The organism is Nostoc sp. FACHB-892 (assembly GCF_014698795.1).
In the GTDB taxonomy this organism is placed as follows: Bacteria; Cyanobacteriota; Cyanobacteriia; order Cyanobacteriales; family Nostocaceae; genus Nostoc.
In genome coordinates this window covers 215,027-237,654 of the sequence record NZ_JACJTR010000003.1, presented here as the reverse complement: position 1 = coordinate 237,654, position 22,628 = coordinate 215,027, and the positions used below count along the sequence as shown (strand labels likewise).

Here is a 22,628-nt window from a genome sequence, read left to right as displayed (position 1 = left end):
CCGCATACTTTTGTTGACCTTTCGAGAAAGAGTCGCATAATACTTTTAGCGAAACAAAAAAGTAATTAAATATACTCTTTAAATGTTTATATTTATTACTTTGAAGCGACGCGATTTTAACCTCAACAATCAAGCGAGAACTAAGATTATGGAAAGCACATTGTTCACCACATTAACCGTTACCGAAGAAGCTAGTTTGTCTGGTGGTACTGATAAGAAGGGCAAGAAGGAACACAAGGTTAAAAAGTACAAGGACTCTGCATCCAAGTACTTAGATTTGAACCTGAACATAATTAAAAACACAGTTTCACAAACAAATGCTATTGCTGACGTCGGTGATGTAGACAAGATAGAACAAAAAAATACCAGTAACATTACTAATGTTATTGCTGGTTAGTAAAAGGGAAAGAATAAACGTAAAGACACGATTAACCGTGTCTTTGCTGAGATAAAGTGTCTTAAACAAAATAACCTGCTCCAACAGGGTAGTTTGCCTTCTGACAAGACATTAGCTTTGTTGCTTATTGCAGTTATTCTAGCATTACGTTTATTCCTACCGCATACTTTTGTTGAACAAAGTTAATAAAGTCTATCAATGGTTCCTAATAGGCAACTGTTGATGGACTTACTTAATGCTTTTGCTGCTAAAGATACTGCTCAAGGTGAGCAGTCAAGTAGGGAACTAAACGCTCTTATTTCAGAAATCGCTCATATCCATGTTTAATCACTCTCGGCAGAGGAAAATTTTAAACCCTTTTATATTTAGGGTTCTGTTGATTTCCCTTAGTTTTGGGGTTTCTATCAATATACAAGTATTTAATCCCTAGCTATATCTGACTTTCGGCATATAGCCCTAATTTTTCTCATCCGAGAGTGATTAAAGAGGAATATAGATCAAAATTTATTAGTTTGCAAAAAATAGCGGAAAAGATATGGCCATTTTGGTAGGTGCTACCTCTGGTTATGTTTCATTTAATGCACCTTTATATCAACTTGAAAACTTGTAATTAACATCTGAGGTTAATTAGAATCATGAAAAGCACTCAAATCTTCCCAATGTTTATCTCCCTGACTGAAGATCAAGAAGTAACCCTGTGTGGTGGTGAAAGCAACGTTGTTTCTTATTCTTATAGTAGTCAAGTCATAATTGATAAGAAGGGAGCAAATAAACAAATTAAAAAAGTTGTGAAAACGAAAACTACCAAAGGAAAAACTTCAGCGTCAGGAATATTAAAGAGCCTGGGAATAGACCTGTCCTCCCTACTAAAATTTCATTGGTAGTGATAAGTAAGCGGGCGTGAATAATTGAAGTTTTGTAGTAAGCGGCTGGAGCCGCTTACTACAAGGTAATTTAATTAATTTTACATTACATAACATAGTTTGATTTTTTTGCTTAGTTACTTAGTAAAATTAAACTGTTGGTCAAATTATTAACCACGCAGGGACGAAACCCTGCTATTTTTTTAAGTTTTTTTACGATGCTATTGGGTACTGGAGTGTGAAATGAAATACCAAGTTGTTACACAACATAGTGAAGAAGATTGTGGAGCTGCTTGTCTTGCTTCCGTTGCCAAACATTATCGCCGTAACTTTACACTAAATCGCATCCGGGAAGCGGTAGGGACTGGCCAACTTGGAACAACATTGTTGGGATTGAGACGGGGAGCCGAGGCACTTGGTTTTAATGCACGTTCGGTCAGGGCATCAACAGAAATATTAGACCGAATGAACCAAGCGCCACTGCCAGCAATCATCCACTGGAAAGGCTACCATTGGGTTGTTTTGTATGGTCAGAAAGGCAAAAAATATGTAATTGCTGACCCAGCTTTTAACATCCGTTATGTCTCTAGAAAAGAATTAATAGAGGCTTGGTCAGATCAAGTCATGCTGTTACTAGAGCCAGATTCGGTTCGCTTTTATGCTCAACCGGATGACAAAGTCAACGGTATTTGGCGCTTTGCGCGGCGTGCATTGCCTTATGGAGGCATAATATTCGAGGCTTTTCTCTGCGCTATAGTTATCGGTCTGCTTTCATTAACGTCTCCTTTCCTGCTTCAAATTCTAACGGATGATGTACTAGTTAGAGGTGATATCCAGCTTCTTGCTGGTGTGATTATAGCTGTTGTAGTGATGAATTTGGTGTCAAGTAGTCTACAACTAGTTCAATCTAACCTGATTGCCAATTTTGCCCAACGGCTTGAGTTAGGGCTAATTCTGGAATTTGCTAGGTCAATCCTGCGGTTGCCTCTGGCTTACTATGAATCACGTCGCAGTGGCGAGATTGTTAGCAGATTACAAGATATTCAACAAATTAATCAGCTAGTTGCTCAAGCAGTTATCAGTCTGCCTAGCCAATTGTTTATCGGACTGATTTCTTTGGGTTTCATGGTGTTCTATAGCTGGAAACTCACCTTTGTTGCCGTCGTTGTTGCTATTGTCATGAGTTCATCTACGGTGGTTTTCTTGCCTACACTTCAACAAAAAATTAGAAGTATGTTGGTCTTAGACGCGGAAAACCAGGGCGTTCTTGTAGAAAGCTTTAAAGGAGCGCTGACACTCAAAAGTACTACTGCTGCTCCTCAATTTTGGGAAGAATTTCAGAACAGATTTGGTCGGCTCTCAAACATAACATTTCGCACAATTCAGATTGGAATTATTAACAGCACCTTTTCTGGGTTAGTTTATGCTATCGGCAGCGTTACTTTGATTGGTTTCGGCAGCGTCCTAGTTATTGGTAAGGAACTCAGCATCGGTCAACTGCTGGCATTTAACGGGATGAATGGGAATTTTTTGGCATTAATCGGTACTGTGATTGGATTTATAGATGAATTCATGCGTGCTAAAACTGCCACGGAACGTTTAACAGAAGTTATCGATTCCACGCCTGAAGCTCCAAGCGATAGCAACAAACCCTTTGCTAAAATTCCCAGTGATGCTGATATTATTTGCACAAAGCTAAACTTTCACTACGCTGGCAGACTAGAGCTACTGGAAGATTTTTCCCTGACAATTCCTGGTGGTAAAGTTGTTGCCTTAATTGGTACATCTGGCTGTGGAAAAAGTTCTCTTGCGAAACTGATAGCCGGATTATATGCACCTAATTCTGGCAATATTCGCTTTGGAATGTACAATATGCAAGACCTAGCTCTTGATTGTTTGCGGCAACAAGTTGTTCTCGTTCCTCAAGACGCTCATTTTTGGAGTCGCACAATTATTGAAAACTTCCGCTTAGGTTCTCCTCACCTCACCTTCGATCAAATTGTCAAGGCTTGCCAAATTGCTGAGGCAGATGATTTTATTAGTAGACTACCTGAAAAATATCAAACTGTATTAGGTGAATTTGGGTCAAATATTTCTGGTGGACAACGCCAAAGACTGGCTTTAGCAAGAGCTATTGTTAACGATCCACCAGTCCTAATTTTAGACGAATCAACTGCTGGACTCGATCCAGTTAGTGAAGCTCAAGTTTTAGATCAATTGTTGTCCCACCGCAAAGGTCAAACCACGATCCTGATTAGCCACCGTCCTAGAGTAATTAACCGTGCTGATTGGATTGTTTTTCTTAATCAAGGCAAGTTAGAAATTCAGGGGACAGTAGAAGATTTGCGTGTCCAGCCAGGAAAGCATTTAGACTTTTTAAACCCTTAATTGCTCACAGTTTTAACTAGGCCAGCCTTATTTGATTTGTCAAAATTGAAAGCTTTAGAACCCCGATTTTTCTAAAAAATCGGGGTTCTTGTTGTTCATAAATGATTTAAGTTTGCTATACACTAAGCAAGTCTCAAGCATTCCTTTGATAAACTCAAAGCTAAAGCCAAACAAGTTAACATTTTTTATAAAGGTTTGGTAAAGAAATATACTGTTCTAATTTACATTAAAAACAATAATTCAACTCTCTTTCTTCTATTCTTTAAAAAATAGAAATCAAAAACCTTTATTTTAACTACTTAAGTAAATATACTGACGTAGTTATGTGAACTAGCTTAATAAATGAGGTGTTGCAACAATAGACCAAAACCTATATGTCTTTTTTGTTTCTTAACTATGACTGAGATATTACAATTTCTCGAAAGAGTGCTTAATTGTCAGGGAAGTAAGATATTTGTACTGAGGTATTCATAAAAACTTATTTAATAAAATATTTTCCATATATATACTTGTAGTTAAGAAGTATTAAGAAATACTTATTAAAGAATATTGCAATAGCTTGATTTAATTGCTAACGTGTGTATGACAACGATGCTGATGAGCGCTCGGATCTAGGAGAAGTAAAATCTATGAGCTATATACATTCAGCCAAGTGTGTTAGGCTTTAACAGCTTAAAAACGATAAATTTCTGCCTCGTATAGACAATTATGAGGGATTGCAGATTAACCAAGAAATATCTCGTTGCTAAAGGCTTAGTTTCAGTTTGATTTAAATTGCAATTGATTATTTGTCTTACCTTGTGCCGACAAGTGAGTAGCTCTTGATTGTGTGTATCGGCAATAACGAAGAGTTTGGTAAGACTTAAATTTTGGAGGATAAAACCAATGGAGATTCAAGGTAAAGTTGCCTTAATTACAGGGGCTTCGCGTGGGATTGGACGAGCGATCGCCCTCGAACTAGCGCAACAAGGTATAAAGCGACTGATATTGGTAGCACGCGATCGCCAAAAGTTAGTTGAGGTAGCTAACGAAATCGAGGCGATAGGAACAGAAACTGCGATCGTACCCTTAGATTTGACGCAGACAATTGAAGTAAATATCGCTGTTGCCCAACTGTGGCGCAATTACGGACAGATTCACCTACTGGTTAATTGTGCAGGAGTCGCATACCAAAGCTCGTTTTTGCAATTTAAAATGCCGCAAGTTCAAGAAGAAATTTCCGTGAACTTGTTAGGAATGTACAACCTCACTAGTCTGATAGCTAGACGCATGGCCAGCCAAAAGCAGGGAACAATCGTCAATGTATCAAGTCTAATGGGGAAGGTGGCTGCACCGACGATGGCGACTTATTCTGCTACCAAGTTTGCCATCTTAGGATTTACCCAAGCCTTGCGCCAGGAACTAGCTGATTACAATATCCGAGTCATTGCATTACTACCTTCCCTCACAGACACAGATATGGTGCGCGACTTAAAATTATTTCGCTGGGTGATCCCCATGACTCCCCAGCAAGTGGCTAAAGCACTCGTCACCGGAATGCAAAATGATTCACCAGAAATTTTAGTCGGATGGCAAAGTCATTTAGCTGTATGGTGTCAACGCTTTGTTCCTTGGTTGCTAGAACTAATTTTACGAATAGCAACTCCGCCAGCATCAACAAAACAACAGCCGAGTCAAAAACTGAAAAAGCTAATGCCGAAACTGAATTTTTGATGATTTATGGTGTGTCTGCGCGTAAATTCTAGATTTTTTAGCGCATCACCTACCCTACTGGGGTTGATTGCCTTTAGCTAAAAGGTAAAAACGGAAATACCCGATCAAATAAAACAGGTTGACCGTAATCAGCAGTCCTTTACCCCAGTAGGTTCGTGTGGAAGGAAATAGATAAATAGTTGCCCCTAGAACTAACAGGATTTCTACCAAAGCTGCGATTGCGCCATAATGATTTGAGTCCCAATAAGAAACAGGGCTGATAAAACGGTAATTACTGAAAGGAAAAAAGTGTCGGTGAGCGTCATTGTTATGAACTGGTAAATCTAAAAGAGAATGTAACACCATACTGACGAAGCCAATTTCAATCAACTGCCAACTCCAGATATGGGCAATCAATATTCCAAGCAATGCCAGTGGAATCGAATGAAACGTACTGACAATAGCTTGCCAAAAAGGTTGATAATAGACTTCTGACCAAATCTGGCGTGTTGGCAGATGGTAAACAAACTTCATTAAGAAGTAGAACACAAAGATGGGAATATCTGGTAAGACTGCGCCGATGACAATTGCCGCACTTGCCTGAGTTCGCAGTTGTTGATTGAAAATCACCAAATTGAGAATAGCGTGACTTGGGGTATTCATTGTATATATGTTGAGTCAAGTCTTATTAAATACAAACGTAATTTTCTCGATATAACTCATATTGGAGCTACCAGAAATGCTGTCCTTCCCCACAACTCTTAGTAATTTACCCGAAATTATTGATGGCTTGCCAAATATTTCTGGTTGGGAAACAGAGGTTCTCTCTGTAGTTAACCACAATCAACCAGTATTTTTACCAACAACAAATATTCGCTTAAAAGATGTCAATGCTGTGTTTGCGATCGCCTTACACATGCACCAGCCAACTATACCTGCTGGAAATGGTGGTACACTCATCAGCAATCTGCAATATATGTTTGAACATCCTCATGAAGGGGATAACCACAATGCAGATCCTTTTGCCCATTGTTATAGCCGCATGGGAGACTTGATCCCCGAACTTGTCAGTCAAGGTTGCAATCCCCGTGTGATGTTGGATTACTCAGGTAATCTTCTGTGGGGACTGCGGCAAATGGGACGCGATGATGTTCTCGATAATCTCAAACGGATTACTTGCGATCGCACCTACCAACCTTATGTAGAATGGCTGGGTACAATGTGGGGCCATGCAGTTATTCCTTCTACACCCATAGCAGATATCAAATTGCATATCATTGCATGGCAACATCACTTTGCGGCAATTTTTGGCTGGGAAGCACTAGCGCGAGTCAAGGGATTTTCGCCTCCAGAGATGCACCTACCAAATCACCCTGATGCTCTTTTTGAATTTGTGAAAGCGCTGAAAGAATGCGGATATCGCTGGTTACTTGTTCAAGAGCATTCTGTAGAAACAATGAGCGGTAAATCTCTTACCCACAAACATTTACCACATCGTCTAGTTGCCCGCAATTCTCAAGGCGAAACAATTAGCATCACAGCCTTAATTAAAACCCAAGGTTCGGATACTAAATTAGTTGCACAAATGCAGCCTTATTATGAAGCCAAAACCTTATCCAAACAGCAAATTGGTAATGTTTTTATACCACCAATAGTTAGCCAAATTGGAGATGGTGAAAATGGCGGCGTGATGATGAATGAATTTCCTAACGCTTTTAAACAAGCTTGGTGGGATATGGTCAATAACGGGGGAGGAAAATCAGGTGTTGTCGGGATGGGCGGTACAGAATATTTAGAATTAATCGAAGCTGCCGGATACAACCCAGAAGACTATCCAACTTGTCAGCCAGTGGGACAACATCAGATTTGGGAGCGAGTTTCACCAGACAATTGTCAACCGGAAGCTGTAGAGAATGCCATTCAAGAATTAAAGCAAATAAACTCTAATTTTCATTTAGATGGAGCTTCCTGGACAAATCATATCAGTTGGGTAAAAGGATATGAAAATGTGTTATCTCCCATGTATCGATTAAGCAGTTTATTTCATCAAAAATTTGATCCATTACAGCAAATTGATTCAGGAGAACCTGTTACCAGACAATCTCATTACCGTAACGTTCTTTTACATAATCTTTTGCTGCAAACCAGTTGTTTTCGTTATTGGGGACAAGGCGCTTGGACTGACTATGCACGGGAAATTTATCAACGTGGCGAAAATTTATTGCAGATAAATTGAACTGTGAGCTGGAACGGGTATAAATAAGTATTCAAACACCAAAAATATGCTTGCTTGGGTTAAGGTTTGATTCTCCCTAATATCGTGTCCGCTTTTATTTATAAATAAAAGCGGATTTTTTTAATTAAACTAAAGGCAATAAAATTTCAAATTTTGTACCTATACCAATTTGCGAATTGAAATTTAATTTTCCACCATGTCTTACTGTTATAATTCGATAACTTACTGCTAAACTAGTATTTTTACTATTTTTTGTTTCAAGCGAAAAAGACTCCATAATTTGCTGTTGTAATTCTTGAGACATTCCAGGCCCATTGTCAGCAATGCGAATTAATATCCAACGAGAATCTGGTGCATTTGGGTTGTTTGCTTCTTGCGAAATTACTTCTGTAGTAATCTCAATTCGGGGTTTTTGAACAGTTTTTGTATCTTCTATATGCAATTGCTGTCGCACTGCTTCATTAAGTAAAGTATCCACAACTTCGCTGAAAATATTCATCAAAACCTGGTTTATTTGTCCCATGAAGCAATAGACTGGAGGTAATTGACCATAGTATTTGACAATTTCAATTTCTCCTTGAAGACGGCTATTAATTAATAAAATAATACTATCTATACAAGCGTGTAAATCTACTGGTTTGGGATAAAGCTCGTCGATATGGCAGAAGTTTTGTAAGCTGGTAACGAGTTTTTTTAATCTTTCTGCTCCGGTACGGATACTAGCAAGCGATCGCGACAAATCTTGTTCTAAAAAATCAAATTCAATCTCTTCTTTAATTTGATTAATTGCCTGGGAAGCCGATGGTAACTCTTGCTCATAAGCCGCTATCAACTTGAGCAAATCTTGACTGTAGTTTGAAACGTAAGTTATGTTACCCCAAATAAAACCCACTGGGTCTAAAATTTCGTGCGCTACGCCGTCTACCAAACGTCCCAGATTTGCCATTTTATCATTTTGAATCATTTGGGCTTGGCTGCGTTCATACCGTACCAGATTGTCGATTCCTCGAATTTGCCAAGAAATAATATTTAATTCTTGTACATCTAACAATCTATAAGTACCAGATTCTGTTTCTACTACAATTGGTTCTGCTAAGAACTCTGGCGATCGCTTTAAGCTAAGTTGCATTGCAGTTAAAATCGATGTTGTATCAGCAAGCAGCAACATTGGTATCCGCGCATAGGTGTAGAGAACGGCTAATGGTTGCTGAACTAATAACTCTTGTCCATAGGGACGAATCAAAAATTCCAGCAGTCGCCGCCGCGAAATCATCCCAATGAACTTTCCTTGTTCTACCAAAATTACTCCTGGTAGCAGAGGGTATTTTTCCAAAAAATTAGCTACTTCCATACCAGTGCGGTTGATTTCCACTGGGAAGTTGTACATTGGTAGTTCTTGGAGGGTTGAATCTAAATCGATATCGCGATCGCTACCAAGAGACACAAATGGTGGTGAGATTTGGCAACTGAATTCTTCTGACACTAGACACCCTGATTTTTACAAAGACAGGTAAACAATAAGTTAATATTTTACATTCTGCCACCGTCTAAATCCGGTTTCGATTGAGGTATTTAATTAAACTAGTATAGCTAGCTATTTATTCTGAGGCGGTTGTGGAGACAAGCAGTGTCTATGTTCGCGGGAGCGTGTCGCAGACGGACGCTCTTGCTTGCTTCCCTCTAAGGGTACAAATACTCGCTAACACTTCACTATCGATGTGCCTTTTTTACCTTTGACCTTAAAATTGCTCAAGTGAAATCTAAACTTGGCTTTCATTAGAGCGAGGAGTGTCAAGTTACGAATTACGAATTAAAAAGGGGTGGTGTAAAAGAGCCATCTGTGGCTTAATTTGTTTAGACACGAATTTTACTGCTACTAGGGTAATCACGATGACAAATAGACCTCCTTCTGAACCGGAGTCATCCCAAAGAACTGCCCTTGGCTTTGATGAGTTTATAGCCATTCTGGTTGCCTTCGCCACTATTGGAGCAATTCTTTTTTGGTCATTGTCCCGCAGGGATTCTAGCTGGAACTTCAACGGGGTGGTATCGCCTTCCTCTACTCCGTCTAGAAGTGTTCAACCAAATCAAGTATTGCCCTCTTCTACTCCCAAGGTAGAGCCAAATGCAGATCGCAACAACGTTTTGCCATCAGCTCCACCTGAGGCTGTTGTTGAACCCACGACACTTTCATCCCCGAGTAACAGCACAACTTCTTCCCGCCCAGTGTTACCATCTGCTCAGGTAATCCCAACTCAATCCTCACAACTACAGACACCTGTACCCTCTTCAGCAGGACTTGAGTCATCAGTTACGTTATCAGCATTGCCTTTAGTAACTCCAGCAAAACAAAAATCCATCATTCCGCCGCCAATTGCATTTAACGATGTAACCAATAACTTTTGGGGTCGGCCTTTTATAGATGTTCTTTCTTCCCGTGGTATTCTCAAGGGTTTTCCTGATTATTCTTTTAGACCAAATCAGCCTGTAAACCGCGCCGAATTTGCTGCTATACTGCAAAAAGCCTTTGACCAAGACCGAACTAAAACTGCGATCGCATTTCAAGATGTACCAGCAAAATTCTGGGCAACTCCAGCAATTAACCAAGCCATAAGTGCCGGATTTCTCAAAGGGTACCCGAAAAAAACCTTCAAACCACAACAAAATATTTCACGAGTGCAAGTTTTAGTTGCCCTTGCTAGTGGGTTAAATTTGAAAGCACCTACTTCCCCAAATCAGGTTTTAAGTGTTTATAAAGATGCTAAAAATATTCCAACCTATGCTATCAGCAAAATAGCTGCTGCTACAGCCAATGGTTTGGTAGTTAACTATCCAAATTCACAAATTCTTGCTCCCAACAAAGCAGCTACTCGTACTGAAGTAGCAGCAATGATTCATCAAGCTTTAGTAAAACGCGGCAAGTTGGAGGCAATCCCATCTCAAAATATTGTACGTAGCCGTAGCTTTTCTTCAGTATCTTCGCGCACTCCAAAACCGAACTTAAAAGGTAACTTGTCAGCAGAAAACTCGTCTCAACAATAATTACTAATTCGTAGTAATTTTGAGAGAAGTCTGATCACCGACTTCCGGCGATCAGACTTCTGTGATTTTGAATTAGCTCTTGCTCTTACACAGGAACAAGCTAGGCGTAACGTCTTATAGAGAAGCGATAATTTAAATATTAAGCTTCTGGAATTCCTTTACCAACCACTTGTGATTTAAGAGTGGTAATTTCATTAGTTAACTCTTTCCTGGTTGAGGCTTTGAGTAAATAGCGGTAAACAAACCAGGCAGAGTAACCAATACCAATCAACTCAAAAGTAGGTGCTACCAAGGGGATATCATTCAAAGCATCTAATACTGCCAAGAGTACTTTAACCCCAACAATTGATCCCACAATTATACCAACAGTGATCAGGGGTTGCTTGTATTGATTAAAAAAGCTTCCTAGATATTCTGGCAATGTTGCTAAAAAGCTAGAAATTTGCTCACCATATTTTTGCCATTCATCTTGAGACTGTGCGGGAGGTTGGAGTTTGGTGATGGTTCCCGTTTGGCTGTTGATCTCTGCCACTGTAGTATCTTTAGATGTGGTTTCGGTAAATTCTTGTTCTGGCATTTTAACTCCCGTAAATTTGACAGTTGAGTTTTTCTAATCTGGATAATTACAACCACAAGGCTGTTGATTAGGTAATGCACAAGTGCATTAGTACAATTGTGTAAAGGGCACAAAAGGGTTTTAGTGTCCTATAACTATAATTGCCTCATAATATCTACTGCATCAACTACAAGGTAGAAAGCCAGTAGGAGGATAGAACTAAGAAGACAGCAGGATGTACTATAGCCAGCTTTCTGAGTTCTTTTTTGAATCAACTCGAATCCTCAGGTTGTGATTATCCCATTCCGTGTCATTCGCTCATAATCGTACTAAATTTAAGTACAATCATGCAAAAATCTATCCACATCTCATTTATATAAGCCTAAAAGCCGATTTTAGCCGATATTAAAGCTATCTTAAGCCGCATTCGTCAATTAACGCATTCGTATTGATATTAATACGTAATAAAGGTTTTTGTGTATTCACATAGACTAGACTGTAGAATTATTTTATGATATGTGTGCCTATTGATTGAGGATCAGGCAGATAAGGGAGAAATAGTTCATATCTTCTCCACGAGAGGTTGCGCTCAAAGCATAGCTATGCAGTAGACTTTACGGCATAGCTCAGGATAAGTGCCCCATGCCCAAGGAATCTTAAAGCTTTTGTTTTTTTCCTGATTGTATTAATTTTATAAGGAAGCAGTTAAGGTAGAGTAGTGGCATACTTGATGGCAAGAACTTATTGCTATCAACCAGATATTGAGGAAAGTGTTGTGGTAAGGAGAAGACAGTCTCAGATAGGTCTTTTAGTGTAGGAAATTATTCGTTACTGCTGAAAAAAGTGAATTTATTCGCTGTCAGTAAGTGTACTTAGCAGCATTGCTATCAAAACTACTCATACTATATAAGGTTCTGTTAATTATCTAGTAAGTAATGATTTGCTATTGCTATAAAAGAAGATAATGTAAATGTTAATCACCAATTAAATTGTTTGCACAAGCTAAACTGATTTGGTGATTTTTGCGGGAAGGCTAGGAGGTTTAAGAAATGCGTTCCTCAAAAGCCAACCCTATCGACAGCAGTTCAGAAAGCAAAAAAGTGTCAGCCGAAGAGCCATCGACAGACGAACTCCCAACCATAGAATTTCCCTCACGAGGGAAACTCAAAGCCAGTTCTTGGCGCATCCATCAAAAAATTGGCTATGGGTATTTTGTAGCTATCGGAATTGGCTTTTTTGGCTCACTGACTGGGTTAGTGATCGCCAACTACTACCGGGGAAGGGAAGTCAGGCAATTCAATCAAGCCTATGAACAAGGGCAACTACTGAGTAATTATAAAGATGCAGTAGTAGGGGCACAATTACATAGCTCTAACCTAGTTGCTGTATTGGAAAATCCACAACAGCTAGAAAGCAAAAAAGCCGATTTTCTGAAGAATGTTGAAAAAGCCAAGCAATTAGAATCAAAAATTTCCGGATTTATTGACAGTAAACCTAAAAGACTAGCAGCAACAAGTTCAACTTTACAGACGTTATTGCTGGATTACAAGAATAATTTAAAAGCTTATGTTGACCAAATCGAGGTCGTCTTAAAGGAAGTTGACTCCTCACAAGTGCAGCCTCAGCAGATTTCCTCTGCCCGATCGCAGTTATTGACAATTATGCGTGGTGAAACAGCCGTGCGGCTAGACCAGCTTTCTCAAAACTTGGCTAACATCCTGCAAACTGCTGAAGTTCAAGAGCAAGAAAGGCAAAAAGCGGTCGAGCAGGCAAAAGTAGTTGAGCGATTCATCGTGATGATGAGCATGCTGGTTTCGGTGGCGATCGCAGCTATTGTAGCTTGGCGTACCAGTCGAGCGATCGCGGAACCAGTTATCACTGTTACCCAAGTAGCTGAACAAGTGGCGAGAAAACATAATTTTGATTTGCGAGCGCCCGTCACCACTGAAGATGAAATTGGACTACTCGCCAAATCTCTAAATCGTCTGATTGAGCGGGTATCTGAGCGAACAAAAGAACTACAACAAGCTAAAGAACTAGCGGAAGCTGCTAGCAAAGCAAAAAGCATATTTCTGGCCAATGTCAGTCACGAATTACGCACACCATTAAATGCTGTCATTGGCTTGAGCCAACTTTTAGAAGATGATGCTACCGATCTTGGTTTATCGGTAGACTTTATCACAGATTTAGAAACAATTAACTCTGCTGGTAAGCATCTATTGCACTTGATTAACGAAATCCTCGACTTGTCAAAAATTGAAGCGGGGAAAATGACCCTCTATCCTGAGACATTCGAGATTGCAACGCTGATTCATAACGTCGTCCTCACAGTTAAACCAGCTATAGAAAAAAATGCCAATGTTTTAGAAGTGGATTTTGATGAGCAACTTGGCACCATGTACGCCGATCAAACCAGGATGCGGCAGGTATTGTTAAACTTACTAAGCAACGCCAGTAAATTCACTACAAACGGCAAGGTGACGCTCACGGTCAAAAGAGACAAGGATGAATTACGACTGGATGCTCCTTTAGGTATGATTACTTTTACCGTTACCGACACAGGTATAGGTATGTCTAGCCGTCAACAACAGCGGTTATTTCAGCCTTTTACACAAGGAGATACCTCAACTACCAAAAAGTATGGAGGTACGGGACTGGGGTTAGCAATTAGCCGCCACTTTTGCCAAATGATGGGTGGTGAGATTATTGTCAAAAGTCAGCCGGGAGTTGGCTCTACTTTCACCATTCGTCTGCCAATGACTGTGCAGGATTGAATGGGGCATGGGGCATTGGGCATTGGGAAAGAGCAGGCAGCATAGCGCAGCTTAAAGCTTGCGGTATGGCTTGTCTGCGACCTGACTTTTCACGTCATGTGGAAAAGCCCATGAAAGACCTAATCTCCTAGCCCCCTTCCCGACACGGGAAGGGGGAAAATTCAAAGTCTCTCTCCTTGTAGGAGAGAGAAATATGGAGCGCCTAACTCATGACTGGAAGTCACGAGTGTGCGGCTTGTAGAAATCAAGCGGACAAGTCCATTCGTTCAGAACACAAGTCCATTCGTCCAGAATACAAGTCCATTCGTTCAGAACACAAGTCCATTCGTCCAGAACACAAGTCCATTCGTTCAGAACACAAGTCCATTCGTCCAGAACACAAGTCCATTCGTCCAGAACACAAGTCCATTCGTTTAGAACACAAGTCCATTCGTTTAGAACACAAGTCCATTCGTTTAGAACACAAGTCCATTCGTTTAGAACACAAGTCCGTTCTCAACCATTTGTTCTCTAGTATCGTGTAATTACTGAGCTAACAATTCGATATCGTTACAGAAGATGTAGTCAGCGGCTATCGTTTGGATGCAATACACAATAGGGCACAGCATTGCTGTGCCCCTACAAATGGTCTGTATTCTAAGCTGTTACGCAAATAATATTGTACATTTACCTGATGACTGATGACTGAAAACCCGTCAACAGTCAACATTTAACGACATCAAAAGTGTTTATAGAACTCATATTTGATTTTTGAAAAAAACTCAGTACACCTTTATTCCTTCTTCCCAGTTCCAAGCTCCCAATAAAGAGTCCCTTACCTCTACGAGTGATTCTCCAAATCAAAGACGCTCGATAGCGCAGCGTAAAGCCTGCGGCATGGCTTCTCTACGAGAGGCTGCGCCAACGCTTAGAGCGACGCAGGAGCGTCTGACTCGCTACCGCTTCTCTACGAGACGCTACGCGAACGCTATCGGATTGCTATATATAGTTTAGATGTGCATCAGCTTATGCAATTGAAAACCGCTATATGCAACTTAAATGCTCATTAGCTTATCAGTGAACAGCAAACAGTTTTTCAGTCGGGAATCAGAGTCTCCAACAATTTTTGAATTTTGAATTGTTTAATTATTGGGAATCCTCTGCCGAATTAGGTAATAATAGTCACCCTCCCTGTATCCAAGTCATAACGACCCCCGACGATTTTCAATTTACCTGACTGCACTTGCTCAGTTAAAAGCTTTGAGTGCTTCAACTGTTCAATTTGATATTGCACATTTGCCACCACAGCATTCTCAACCGCGTCACCCGGCTGACTCTTGACCTTTTCTACTGCTGGCTTAATTGCTTTCACAAAAGTACTAATATCACCGAGTAACGATTCATTTTGGACAGCAGCAGTTACTGCCCCACAACGCTCATGACCCATCACCATTAGCAGTGGAGAACCTAATAAGACAACCGCATATTCAATACTACCGATCGCTTCATGTGTGGCAATATTTCCGGCAATCCGAACATCAAAGATGTCTCCAATGCCCTGATCGAAAACAATTTCTGCGGGTACTCGTGAATCAGCACAACTAAGAATAGTTGCAAATGGATGTTGAGCTTGAGCAACTTCCTTCAACCGCAGTGCAGATTGATCGGGGTATTGGGGTTGATGCTGAACAAATCGCTGATTCCCCTCTATCAACTTTTGCAATGCTGCATCGGGACTGAGGGATTCAGGGGAAGTTGAGGGTATTTCGGCAGCTTTAGCCTGTTCCACCCGCCAAAGCAAATCGCTGGCGGATAGCATCATTCCAAAAGCCCCGGTCATTCCCAACTTCAAAAAGTCACGACGTTCCATGAAATGCTTCATTGAATTTATAATTTTTTTACATTGACGCGACACATCTGACAGAGCGAATCTCCATCACATCCGAAACGTAGCAAGTACCTCCGAATTTATTGAGCAGTGGCTTGATATTTTCTACAACAGGCTTGAGTTGTTCTGGCATACAAAACGCAAGGATGTAAACATTATCAAGCATGGTCATGTCTAAATCTTCTGTCGTTCCTTGTAATCCTTTACCAGCAACATTTCTAATTACGGCATGGTTATGTACACCCGACTTGTCTAAATTATCTAAAATTTTGGCAAGTTCAAAAGAGTTGGCGATAATTTCTATCTTTTTAACTACGTGCATATTATTACCTCCAGAATAGGTTAATTCCGTAGAGATATAACGGAATTCCCACAATAATATTGAATGGAAATGTCACCGCTAGAGCGGTGGAAACATACAGGCTGGGATTTGCTTCTGGAACAGTCATCCGCATAGCCGCCGGGACAGCGATGTAAGAAGCACTGGCACACAATACAGCGAACAACAGCGAATCTCCGCGAGGCATACCGATCAATTTGGCAATCACCAACCCAATGCCTGCATTGAGTATAGGAATTAGTATGGCAAATAAAATTAGGAAAACTCCGGTTTTTTGCAAGTCTTTAATTCTTCTAGCAGCGACCAATCCCATGTCCAGTAAAAAGAAGGTGAGAACGCCATAAAACAACCCTTGAGTAAAGGGTTCTAATACGTGCCAACCGCGTTCTCCTGTCAAAACACCTATTAGTAGACTACCTACTAATAGAAAAACTGAACTATTAAGAAATGCTTCTTGCAAAACTTCCGGCCACGACAAGTCCCGCTTTCCATCGACGGTGAATATATTCACCAAAATTAGACCAACTATAATTGCTGGGGATTCCATCAGGGCAAGGGCTGCCACCATGTAACCATCAAAAGCAATGCCAAGCTCAGTTAAAAAGGCGCTAGCTGTGATGAAGGTGACGGCACTGATAGAACCGTAGGTTGCTGCGATCGCAGCCGCATCGTAAGTATCCAATTTCCACTTCAAGATAAAAAAGGTGTAAATTGGAACAACACAAGCCATCATCATTGCTGCCGCAAGTGTTAGAACCACTTCTTGAGTGATGCCACTTTTGATTAGTTCTACGCCTCCTTTAAAACCAATAGCAAACAGCAGATACAGCGAAAATAGTTTGGGCATTGGTGCGGGAATTTCCAGATCAGACTTGACAAAAACAGCAGTCATGCCTAAAAAGAAAAACAGGATTGGCGGATTCAAAATATTGGATACAATTAAGCTAATATCCATATCCACCCCTCCTTGTATTGGTTAAACCTGAAATTAAAGAAATTTCTCATCTTTAAAAATTTAACGGTTGAATCATGATGTATCGTGTGTTGCTCCCCAATGTCAATTGGGTACTCAAGGAGTGAATAGTCCTATTGGTAACAATAGTCTCGGTTGATATTACAGCGTTTTTCAAGCAAATAAACCACAAGCTAAGGAACATTGCGGTGTTCCTATGAAAATCTGTAGGGGCAATTCATGTAGACGCAAAGCGGCTTCCCCCAGGGTATTTATTGTCGCTACTACTCTGTTGATAACAAAGCAAGTTAGAGCTTGCCCAGTATTTTTATGATGTTTAATTCCCCGTCGCTGATTTTACGATAGAAAGCGCAGGAATAACTGATGGCTAACTTATCTATGTAGAAAAGTTAACGTACTGTCATGGCAATCATGAATTGCCACAATACAAACCTTGTCTAAATCCCAGTATTTTTTGATTTACAACAATTTGGTAAATCACGCTTGCTCAAAGTGACGGTCAGATGTAAAGGCTTGAGTAATCCTTTCCTGTGTCATCACCGCAAAGCTAATACAGTCAGTTAGCCCCCAATCTTTATCAGGACGCTGGCTGTATAACATCCAACCTTCATCCAGCAACTTTTGGTCGAAAGGGATGATTTGCACACTTTTTAAAACTCGCAAACTGTTGATGAAAGCAACTGTCTGAATACGGCTGACTGGTTTACACAGAGCATCTGCAACCTCCAATAGTACAAACTCCGTTATCACCAAAGGCGTTTCTAAGTGCAACAGTCTATCCATTACCTCATTTGCCTGCTGATGAAGATTATCCCTAACATTAAGAAGCGCAATCCAGGCAGCTGTATCTACAAAAACTTTCGTCAAAGTTATGATTCTCGCTTTGGCATTCCATAGAGATAATGGTCATGCTGGTGTGCCAGATCGCCAATATCTGTATCAATTGCACAGTTTTTTATTAACTGCCTCAGTTTATCCCAATCTGAGTTTTCTGGGGTTGTTGGCTGAGGTATGTGGTTTTCTTCGACAAACACGATGATAACTGACTGCCCCTCATGCCCTTCAATTGGTTCATTAGGATGAACCACGCCGTTTTGGAATGTGCCTTTGACTGACAGCATAGCTTTTTCTTGCTTCTACATAAATCATGATAGAGTACCATTCTGGTTAAGAATATTCCTACACAATCTTTATTGACCAAGTTTCGTTAAGATATTGTAACCTGGGCAATAGCAACTCTCTATTGATGTGACGCCAGGCAATCGCTTTTTCACATCCATGACAACAACCATCGACTTTCTCAGTCACCTTAACCCCAGCCAACGTCAAGCTGTCGAACATTACTGCGGTCCGTTGCTAGTTGTTGCTGGCGCAGGTTCCGGTAAAACACGAGCGCTGACTTATCGCATTGCGAATCTGATTTTGCAACACCGTGTTGATCCAGAAAATATTCTGGCGGTTACTTTTACGAACAAAGCCGCACGGGAAATGAAAGACCGGATTCAACGGCTATTTGCTGAACAACTGGCTATGAAACAACACGGTCAGAGGTTGGATTTGTTGACAGAATACCAACAAACACAACTGCGATCGCAAGTTTACAAAAACACGATCAAAGACTTATGGTGTGGGACTTTCCACAGCCTATTTTCTCGTATTCTCCGTTTTGATATTGAAAAATATGTAGACGAAAAAGGACGGCGTTGGAACCGTAATTTTTCTATCTTTGATGAATCAGATGTGATGACTCTGATTAAAGAAATAGTCAATAAACAGTTAAATTTAGACGATAAAAAATTTGACGCTCGCTCTGTCCGCTACGCTATTAGTAACGCTAAAAACCAAGGTTTAACGCCCCAAGAATTTGAGCAAGATCAACCCAATTATCGCGGACGGGTAATTGCTCAAGTTTACAATTTATATCAAGATAAGTTAGCAGAAAACAACGCTCTTGACTTTGATGATCTAATTCTTGTACCTACTAGATTATTTCAGCAAAATGAGCAAGTATTGGGTTACTGGCATCGCAAGTTTTGCCATATCCTCGTAGATGAATATCAGGATACTAATCGTACTCAATATCAACTTATTCATTTATTGGTTACTAACGGCGAAACCAGAAAGAGCGAATGGGAATGGCAAAATCGCTCAGTTTTCGTTGTTGGCGATGCAGATCAATCCATTTACAGCTTTCGGATGGCAGATTTCACTATATTGCTGGGATTTCAGGAGGATTTTGGTGATGGTTTAGTAGATGATGACACCCGAACGATGGTTAAGCTTGAAGAAAATTATCGTTCTTGTGAAAACATTCTGCAAGCAGCTAATGAACTGATTGAAAATAACACCCAACGGATTGATAAAATCCTTAAAGCGACGCGGGGAGCAGGTGAGCAGATTACTTGTCACAAAGCCGATGAAGAACTGGCAGAAGCGGCATTTGTGATTAATCAAATTAGCACTTTAGAACAGCAAAATCCAGAGTTAAACTGGGGTAGTTTTGCCATACTTTATCGGACAAATGCCCAATCTCGCCCTTTTGAAGAATTGTTGGTGAAATATCAAATTCCTTACACAGTTGTGGGAGGAATGAGATTTTACGATCGCAAAGAAATTAAAGATGTCATCGCGTATTTAAGAGCGATCGCTAACCCATCTGATACAGTCAGTTTATTACGAGTTATCAATACTCCCCGGCGGGGAATTGGCAAAACCACTATTGATGCTTTGATGAATGCCTCCCAGCAACTAGGCACAACTCTGTGGGAAATACTCAGCGACGAAACATCAGTTAATACATTAGCTGGACGCGCTACAAAAGCTGTGAATAGCTTTGCCGAAATGATTAGCCGTTGGCAAGGGCAAATTGGCACGCTTCCCGTGACTGAGGTTTTGCAAGGAATATTAGAAGATTCTGGTTACGTTCAAGACTTGATGAGTCAAGGGACAGATGAAGCCACAGATCGGGTACAAAACGTTCAAGAACTTTACAACGCCGCACTGCAATTTCAAGAAGAAAACGAAGAGGTTTCCCTCCAAGACTTTTTGAATAGTGCCGCCCTCAGTTCCGATTTGGATAACTTAAAAGAAGGACAGACAGCCGTTTCTTTGATGACTTTGCACGCTTCCAAAGGTTTGGAATTTCCCGTAGTATTTTTGGTGGGATTAGAACAAGGGCTATTTCCCGGCTACCGATCGTTGGGCGATCCCGCATCTTTGGAAGAGGAACGCCGTTTGTGTTATGTGGGGATTACCCGCGCCCAAGAGAGGTTGTATTTATCACACGCGCGGGAACGGCGTTTATATGGTTCTCGTGAACCCGCCATGCGATCGCAATTTCTCGACGAATTACCAGAAGAATTATTAACTACTCAACGTCTAAGTCGTCAAAGTTATACCAAAAGTGCCTCCACTCCTAATGGAAAGCAAGACTCAACGCAGAATTGGCAAGTAGGCGATCAAGTATTACATAAAACTTTTGGGCTTGGTGAAATAACTCATGTCTTCGGAACAGGTAATAAAATGTCTGTGGCAATTAAATTTGCCAGCTTGGGACAAAAAATTGTTGACCCAAGAGTAGCGCAGTTGCAACGAGTAGAGTGATACAATCGCAGAACCTCAACTTTTCCAATAAGTTGAGGTTCTTATTTTTCATATTTCAACTTCTTCAAAGTGTTCAACAGTGGGAAATGGCTCATAAAAATGATGCAGAAGTTTTTTCCACTCTTGATATTTAGCAGAACTTCTAAATCCGACAGTATGAGATTTTAAAGTTTCCCATCTCACAAGTAATAAATATTTACTTTGGTCTTCTATACATCTATGCAATTCATGGGACAAATATCCATCCATTGAGGAAATAATTTTAGAAGCTTTTTTGAAAGAATCTTCAAAATCAGATTCTAGGCCAGGTTTAACAGGAAGCATTACTGCCTCAATAATCATAAACTTTTGCGGCTTGAATTTAACTAATCGCTGTGAAGTCAGGTTGTTTCCTGACTGTCTCAGGTTAACGGGAAATCTTGGTTAATAAACCCAGCAGCACTGCGTGTTGCTTCTAAGATTGTGAGTAATCCACTTCCTGGGTGAACTGCACCACCAATCCAGTACAATCCACTAATATTTTCAGAACGAATTGGAGGGCGAAATGGCCCAAGTTGGCTCCAATTGTGGCTGAGATTAAACACAGCACCCAAATGAACTAAATAATCATCGCGCCAAGTTGGTGCAGTATAACACCTTTGGGTGACAATATGTTGCTCAATATTGTCATATCCTAGTAAACCTAGACGTTTAAGAATAAAGTCTTGGTAGCTTTTTTGTTTAATATCCCAGTCAACAGCATAAGAAGTATTTGGAATTGGCACTAACACATATAATGTGCTATGTCCATCTGGTGCATTACTAGGATCTATAATTGTTGGATTGCAGACATAAATCGGCGGATCAGTTTCATCTAATGCAGAATCATCTACCCAAGGGCGATCGCGTCGTCGAATCTGTTCTGATAAATAGATTTGATGATGTGGTAAGTCTTCGTAGCGGCGATTTATACCTAAATAAAGCATGAAGGTAGAGCATGAAAATTGCATTTGGTTAAGCTTGCGGTCAGTGTAGCGACCTCGTGCTGAAGTTGGTAGCAAATGACGAATAGCGTATCCAAAGTCAGCATTGATCACTACTGCATTAAAATTTAGGCGCTCACCATCTGCTAATTCAATACCACGCGCCTGCCCCTGCTCAATCCAGACTTGATGCACTGGACAATTGAGGTGAATTTGCACGCCCAAGTCTTGAGCAGCTTTGCCCAACCCCTGCGCCAATGCCCGGAATCCTCCCAATGGGTGCCATACTCCTTGGGCAAATTCCAAAAATGGAATCAGACTGAATACACTCGCTGCCACAGTAGGATGCATTCCCAAATATTTCGAGGGATAGCTGAGAGCATAGACCAAACGCTCATCCTGGAAAAATCGCCAAAAGTGTTGATATAAACTTTCCCAAGGACGAAATGAAACTAGAGAGACAATTTCATTCCAACGCAAGTAACCCAATAGAGATCGTACAGGACTGCCTAGATAAGGTTTATAGCCCAATTCATATTTACGGATATGCTCTGTGTACCAGCGCTCAAATGCTAATGGTAAATCTGAACGCAGGTTTGCCAATTGTGTTTTAAAGGCTTCCAAATCCGAGGTTAAATCCAGTTGTGTACCATCCCAAAATCGAATGCGAGTATAGGGTTCCAATCTTTTGAGTTGAACATAGTCAGCAAAATTTAAGCCAGCTTCCTGAAAAAGCTCTTCAAATAAGTGTGGCAGTTGGAGAATAGTCGGCCCTGTATCAAAAGCGTATGAATCAACTTCTAAGCCACGCATCCGCCCACCTATACGTTCAGCCGCCTCAAATATTTGCACTTGATACCCTAATCCAGCAAGACGGATAGCTGTGGCTAGACCACCAGGGCCGGCTCCGACAATTGCAATGTTTTTTGACATAG

The 22,628-nt window shown here is 40.6% G+C and carries 20 protein-coding genes; 10 read left to right on the top strand and 10 right to left on the bottom strand.

The features are described 5' to 3' along the window. Positions 1–148: 148 nt before the first annotated feature. From H6G96_RS05825 to H6G96_RS05810, 5 genes are all read left to right on the top strand, one after another. Positions 149–397, top strand: coding sequence for a hypothetical protein (locus H6G96_RS05825; RefSeq protein WP_190910559.1), 249 nt, complete (start codon positions 149–151; stop codon positions 395–397). A gap of 198 nt (positions 398–595) precedes the next feature. Continuing rightward, entirely contained in the window at positions 596–724 is a 129-nt protein-coding gene (locus tag H6G96_RS42285) for a hypothetical protein (protein WP_277932895.1), read from the top strand. A 308-nt stretch (positions 725–1,032) separates the two neighbouring features. Continuing rightward, complete coding sequence (locus H6G96_RS05820; RefSeq protein ID WP_190910558.1) at positions 1,033–1,281, top strand: hypothetical protein; 249 nt, start codon at positions 1,033–1,035, stop codon at positions 1,279–1,281. A 222-nt stretch (positions 1,282–1,503) separates the two neighbouring features. Next, on the top strand, positions 1,504–3,648 hold the full coding sequence (locus tag H6G96_RS05815) for a peptidase domain-containing ABC transporter (RefSeq protein ID WP_190910557.1): 2,145 nt from the start codon (positions 1,504–1,506) through the stop codon (positions 3,646–3,648). Between the two features lie 885 nt (positions 3,649–4,533). Next, positions 4,534–5,361: an SDR family NAD(P)-dependent oxidoreductase gene (locus tag H6G96_RS05810; RefSeq protein ID WP_190910556.1), complete on the top strand. Its 828-nt coding sequence runs from the start codon at positions 4,534–4,536 to the stop codon at positions 5,359–5,361. Between the two features lie 54 nt (positions 5,362–5,415). Here the strand turns inward: H6G96_RS05810 and H6G96_RS05805 are convergent, their stop codons facing one another. After that, the gene (locus tag H6G96_RS05805) at positions 5,416–6,003 is read right to left on the bottom strand and encodes a hypothetical protein (RefSeq protein ID WP_190910555.1); all 588 of its coding nucleotides are present in this window, start codon (positions 6,001–6,003) and stop codon (positions 5,416–5,418) included. 76 nt (positions 6,004–6,079) lie between these two features. On the opposite strand from H6G96_RS05805, the gene H6G96_RS05800 reads away from it, so the two are divergent. Beyond that, on the top strand, positions 6,080–7,576 hold the full coding sequence (locus tag H6G96_RS05800; protein ID WP_190910554.1) for a glycosyl hydrolase family 57: 1,497 nt from the start codon (positions 6,080–6,082) through the stop codon (positions 7,574–7,576). 124 nt (positions 7,577–7,700) lie between these two features. Here the strand turns inward: H6G96_RS05800 and H6G96_RS05795 are convergent, their stop codons facing one another. Next, positions 7,701–9,059 (bottom strand): ATP-binding protein, encoded by a 1,359-nt coding sequence (locus H6G96_RS05795; RefSeq protein WP_190910553.1) that lies wholly within the window; start codon positions 9,057–9,059, stop codon positions 7,701–7,703. A 407-nt stretch (positions 9,060–9,466) separates the two neighbouring features. On the opposite strand from H6G96_RS05795, the gene H6G96_RS05790 reads away from it, so the two are divergent. Beyond that, positions 9,467–10,618, top strand: a complete 1,152-nt coding sequence (locus H6G96_RS05790) for an S-layer homology domain-containing protein (RefSeq protein WP_190910552.1) — start codon at positions 9,467–9,469, stop codon at positions 10,616–10,618. Between the two features lie 139 nt (positions 10,619–10,757). On the opposite strand, the gene H6G96_RS05785 is transcribed toward H6G96_RS05790, so the two are convergent. Continuing rightward, complete coding sequence (locus tag H6G96_RS05785) at positions 10,758–11,195, bottom strand: CAAD domain-containing protein (protein WP_190910551.1); 438 nt, start codon at positions 11,193–11,195, stop codon at positions 10,758–10,760. A 1,028-nt stretch (positions 11,196–12,223) separates the two neighbouring features. On the opposite strand from H6G96_RS05785, the gene H6G96_RS05780 reads away from it, so the two are divergent. Both H6G96_RS05780 and H6G96_RS05775 read left to right on the top strand, forming a co-directional pair. Next, a complete protein-coding gene (locus H6G96_RS05780; RefSeq protein ID WP_190910550.1) occupies positions 12,224–13,948 on the top strand; it encodes an ATP-binding protein in 1,725 nt (574 codons plus the stop codon). A gap of 750 nt (positions 13,949–14,698) precedes the next feature. Beyond that, positions 14,699–14,941, top strand: coding sequence for a hypothetical protein (locus H6G96_RS05775; RefSeq protein WP_190910549.1), 243 nt, complete (start codon positions 14,699–14,701; stop codon positions 14,939–14,941). 154 nt (positions 14,942–15,095) lie between these two features. On the opposite strand, the gene H6G96_RS05770 is transcribed toward H6G96_RS05775, so the two are convergent. From H6G96_RS05770 to H6G96_RS05750, 5 genes are all read right to left on the bottom strand, one after another. Beyond that, positions 15,096–15,797, bottom strand: a complete 702-nt coding sequence (locus H6G96_RS05770) for a carbonic anhydrase (RefSeq protein ID WP_190910728.1) — start codon at positions 15,795–15,797, stop codon at positions 15,096–15,098. Positions 15,798–15,825: 28 nt separating this feature from the next. After that, complete coding sequence (locus H6G96_RS05765) at positions 15,826–16,137, bottom strand: P-II family nitrogen regulator (protein WP_069068948.1); 312 nt, start codon at positions 16,135–16,137, stop codon at positions 15,826–15,828. A gap of 4 nt (positions 16,138–16,141) precedes the next feature. Next, a complete protein-coding gene (locus tag H6G96_RS05760) occupies positions 16,142–17,110 on the bottom strand; it encodes a sodium-dependent bicarbonate transport family permease (protein WP_190910548.1) in 969 nt (322 codons plus the stop codon). 495 nt (positions 17,111–17,605) lie between these two features. Next, positions 17,606–17,995 carry a PIN domain-containing protein gene (locus H6G96_RS05755; RefSeq protein ID WP_190910547.1) on the bottom strand — a complete coding sequence of 130 codons (390 nt, stop codon included), beginning with the start codon at positions 17,993–17,995 and terminating at the stop codon, positions 17,606–17,608. Positions 17,996–17,997: 2 nt separating this feature from the next. Continuing rightward, positions 17,998–18,249 carry a hypothetical protein gene (locus H6G96_RS05750; protein ID WP_190910546.1) on the bottom strand — a complete coding sequence of 84 codons (252 nt, stop codon included), beginning with the start codon at positions 18,247–18,249 and terminating at the stop codon, positions 17,998–18,000. A gap of 157 nt (positions 18,250–18,406) precedes the next feature. On the opposite strand from H6G96_RS05750, the gene pcrA reads away from it, so the two are divergent. Then, a complete protein-coding gene (gene pcrA, locus H6G96_RS05745; RefSeq protein WP_190910545.1) occupies positions 18,407–20,731 on the top strand; it encodes a DNA helicase PcrA in 2,325 nt (774 codons plus the stop codon). 48 nt (positions 20,732–20,779) lie between these two features. Here pcrA and H6G96_RS05740 read toward each other — a convergent pair whose 3' ends face one another. Both H6G96_RS05740 and crtI read right to left on the bottom strand, forming a co-directional pair. After that, entirely contained in the window at positions 20,780–21,073 is a 294-nt protein-coding gene (locus H6G96_RS05740) for an antibiotic biosynthesis monooxygenase (protein ID WP_190910544.1), read from the bottom strand. A 59-nt stretch (positions 21,074–21,132) separates the two neighbouring features. Continuing rightward, positions 21,133–22,626 carry a phytoene desaturase family protein gene (gene crtI / locus H6G96_RS05735; RefSeq protein ID WP_190910543.1) on the bottom strand — a complete coding sequence of 498 codons (1,494 nt, stop codon included), beginning with the start codon at positions 22,624–22,626 and terminating at the stop codon, positions 21,133–21,135. Positions 22,627–22,628: the final 2 nt, after the last annotated feature.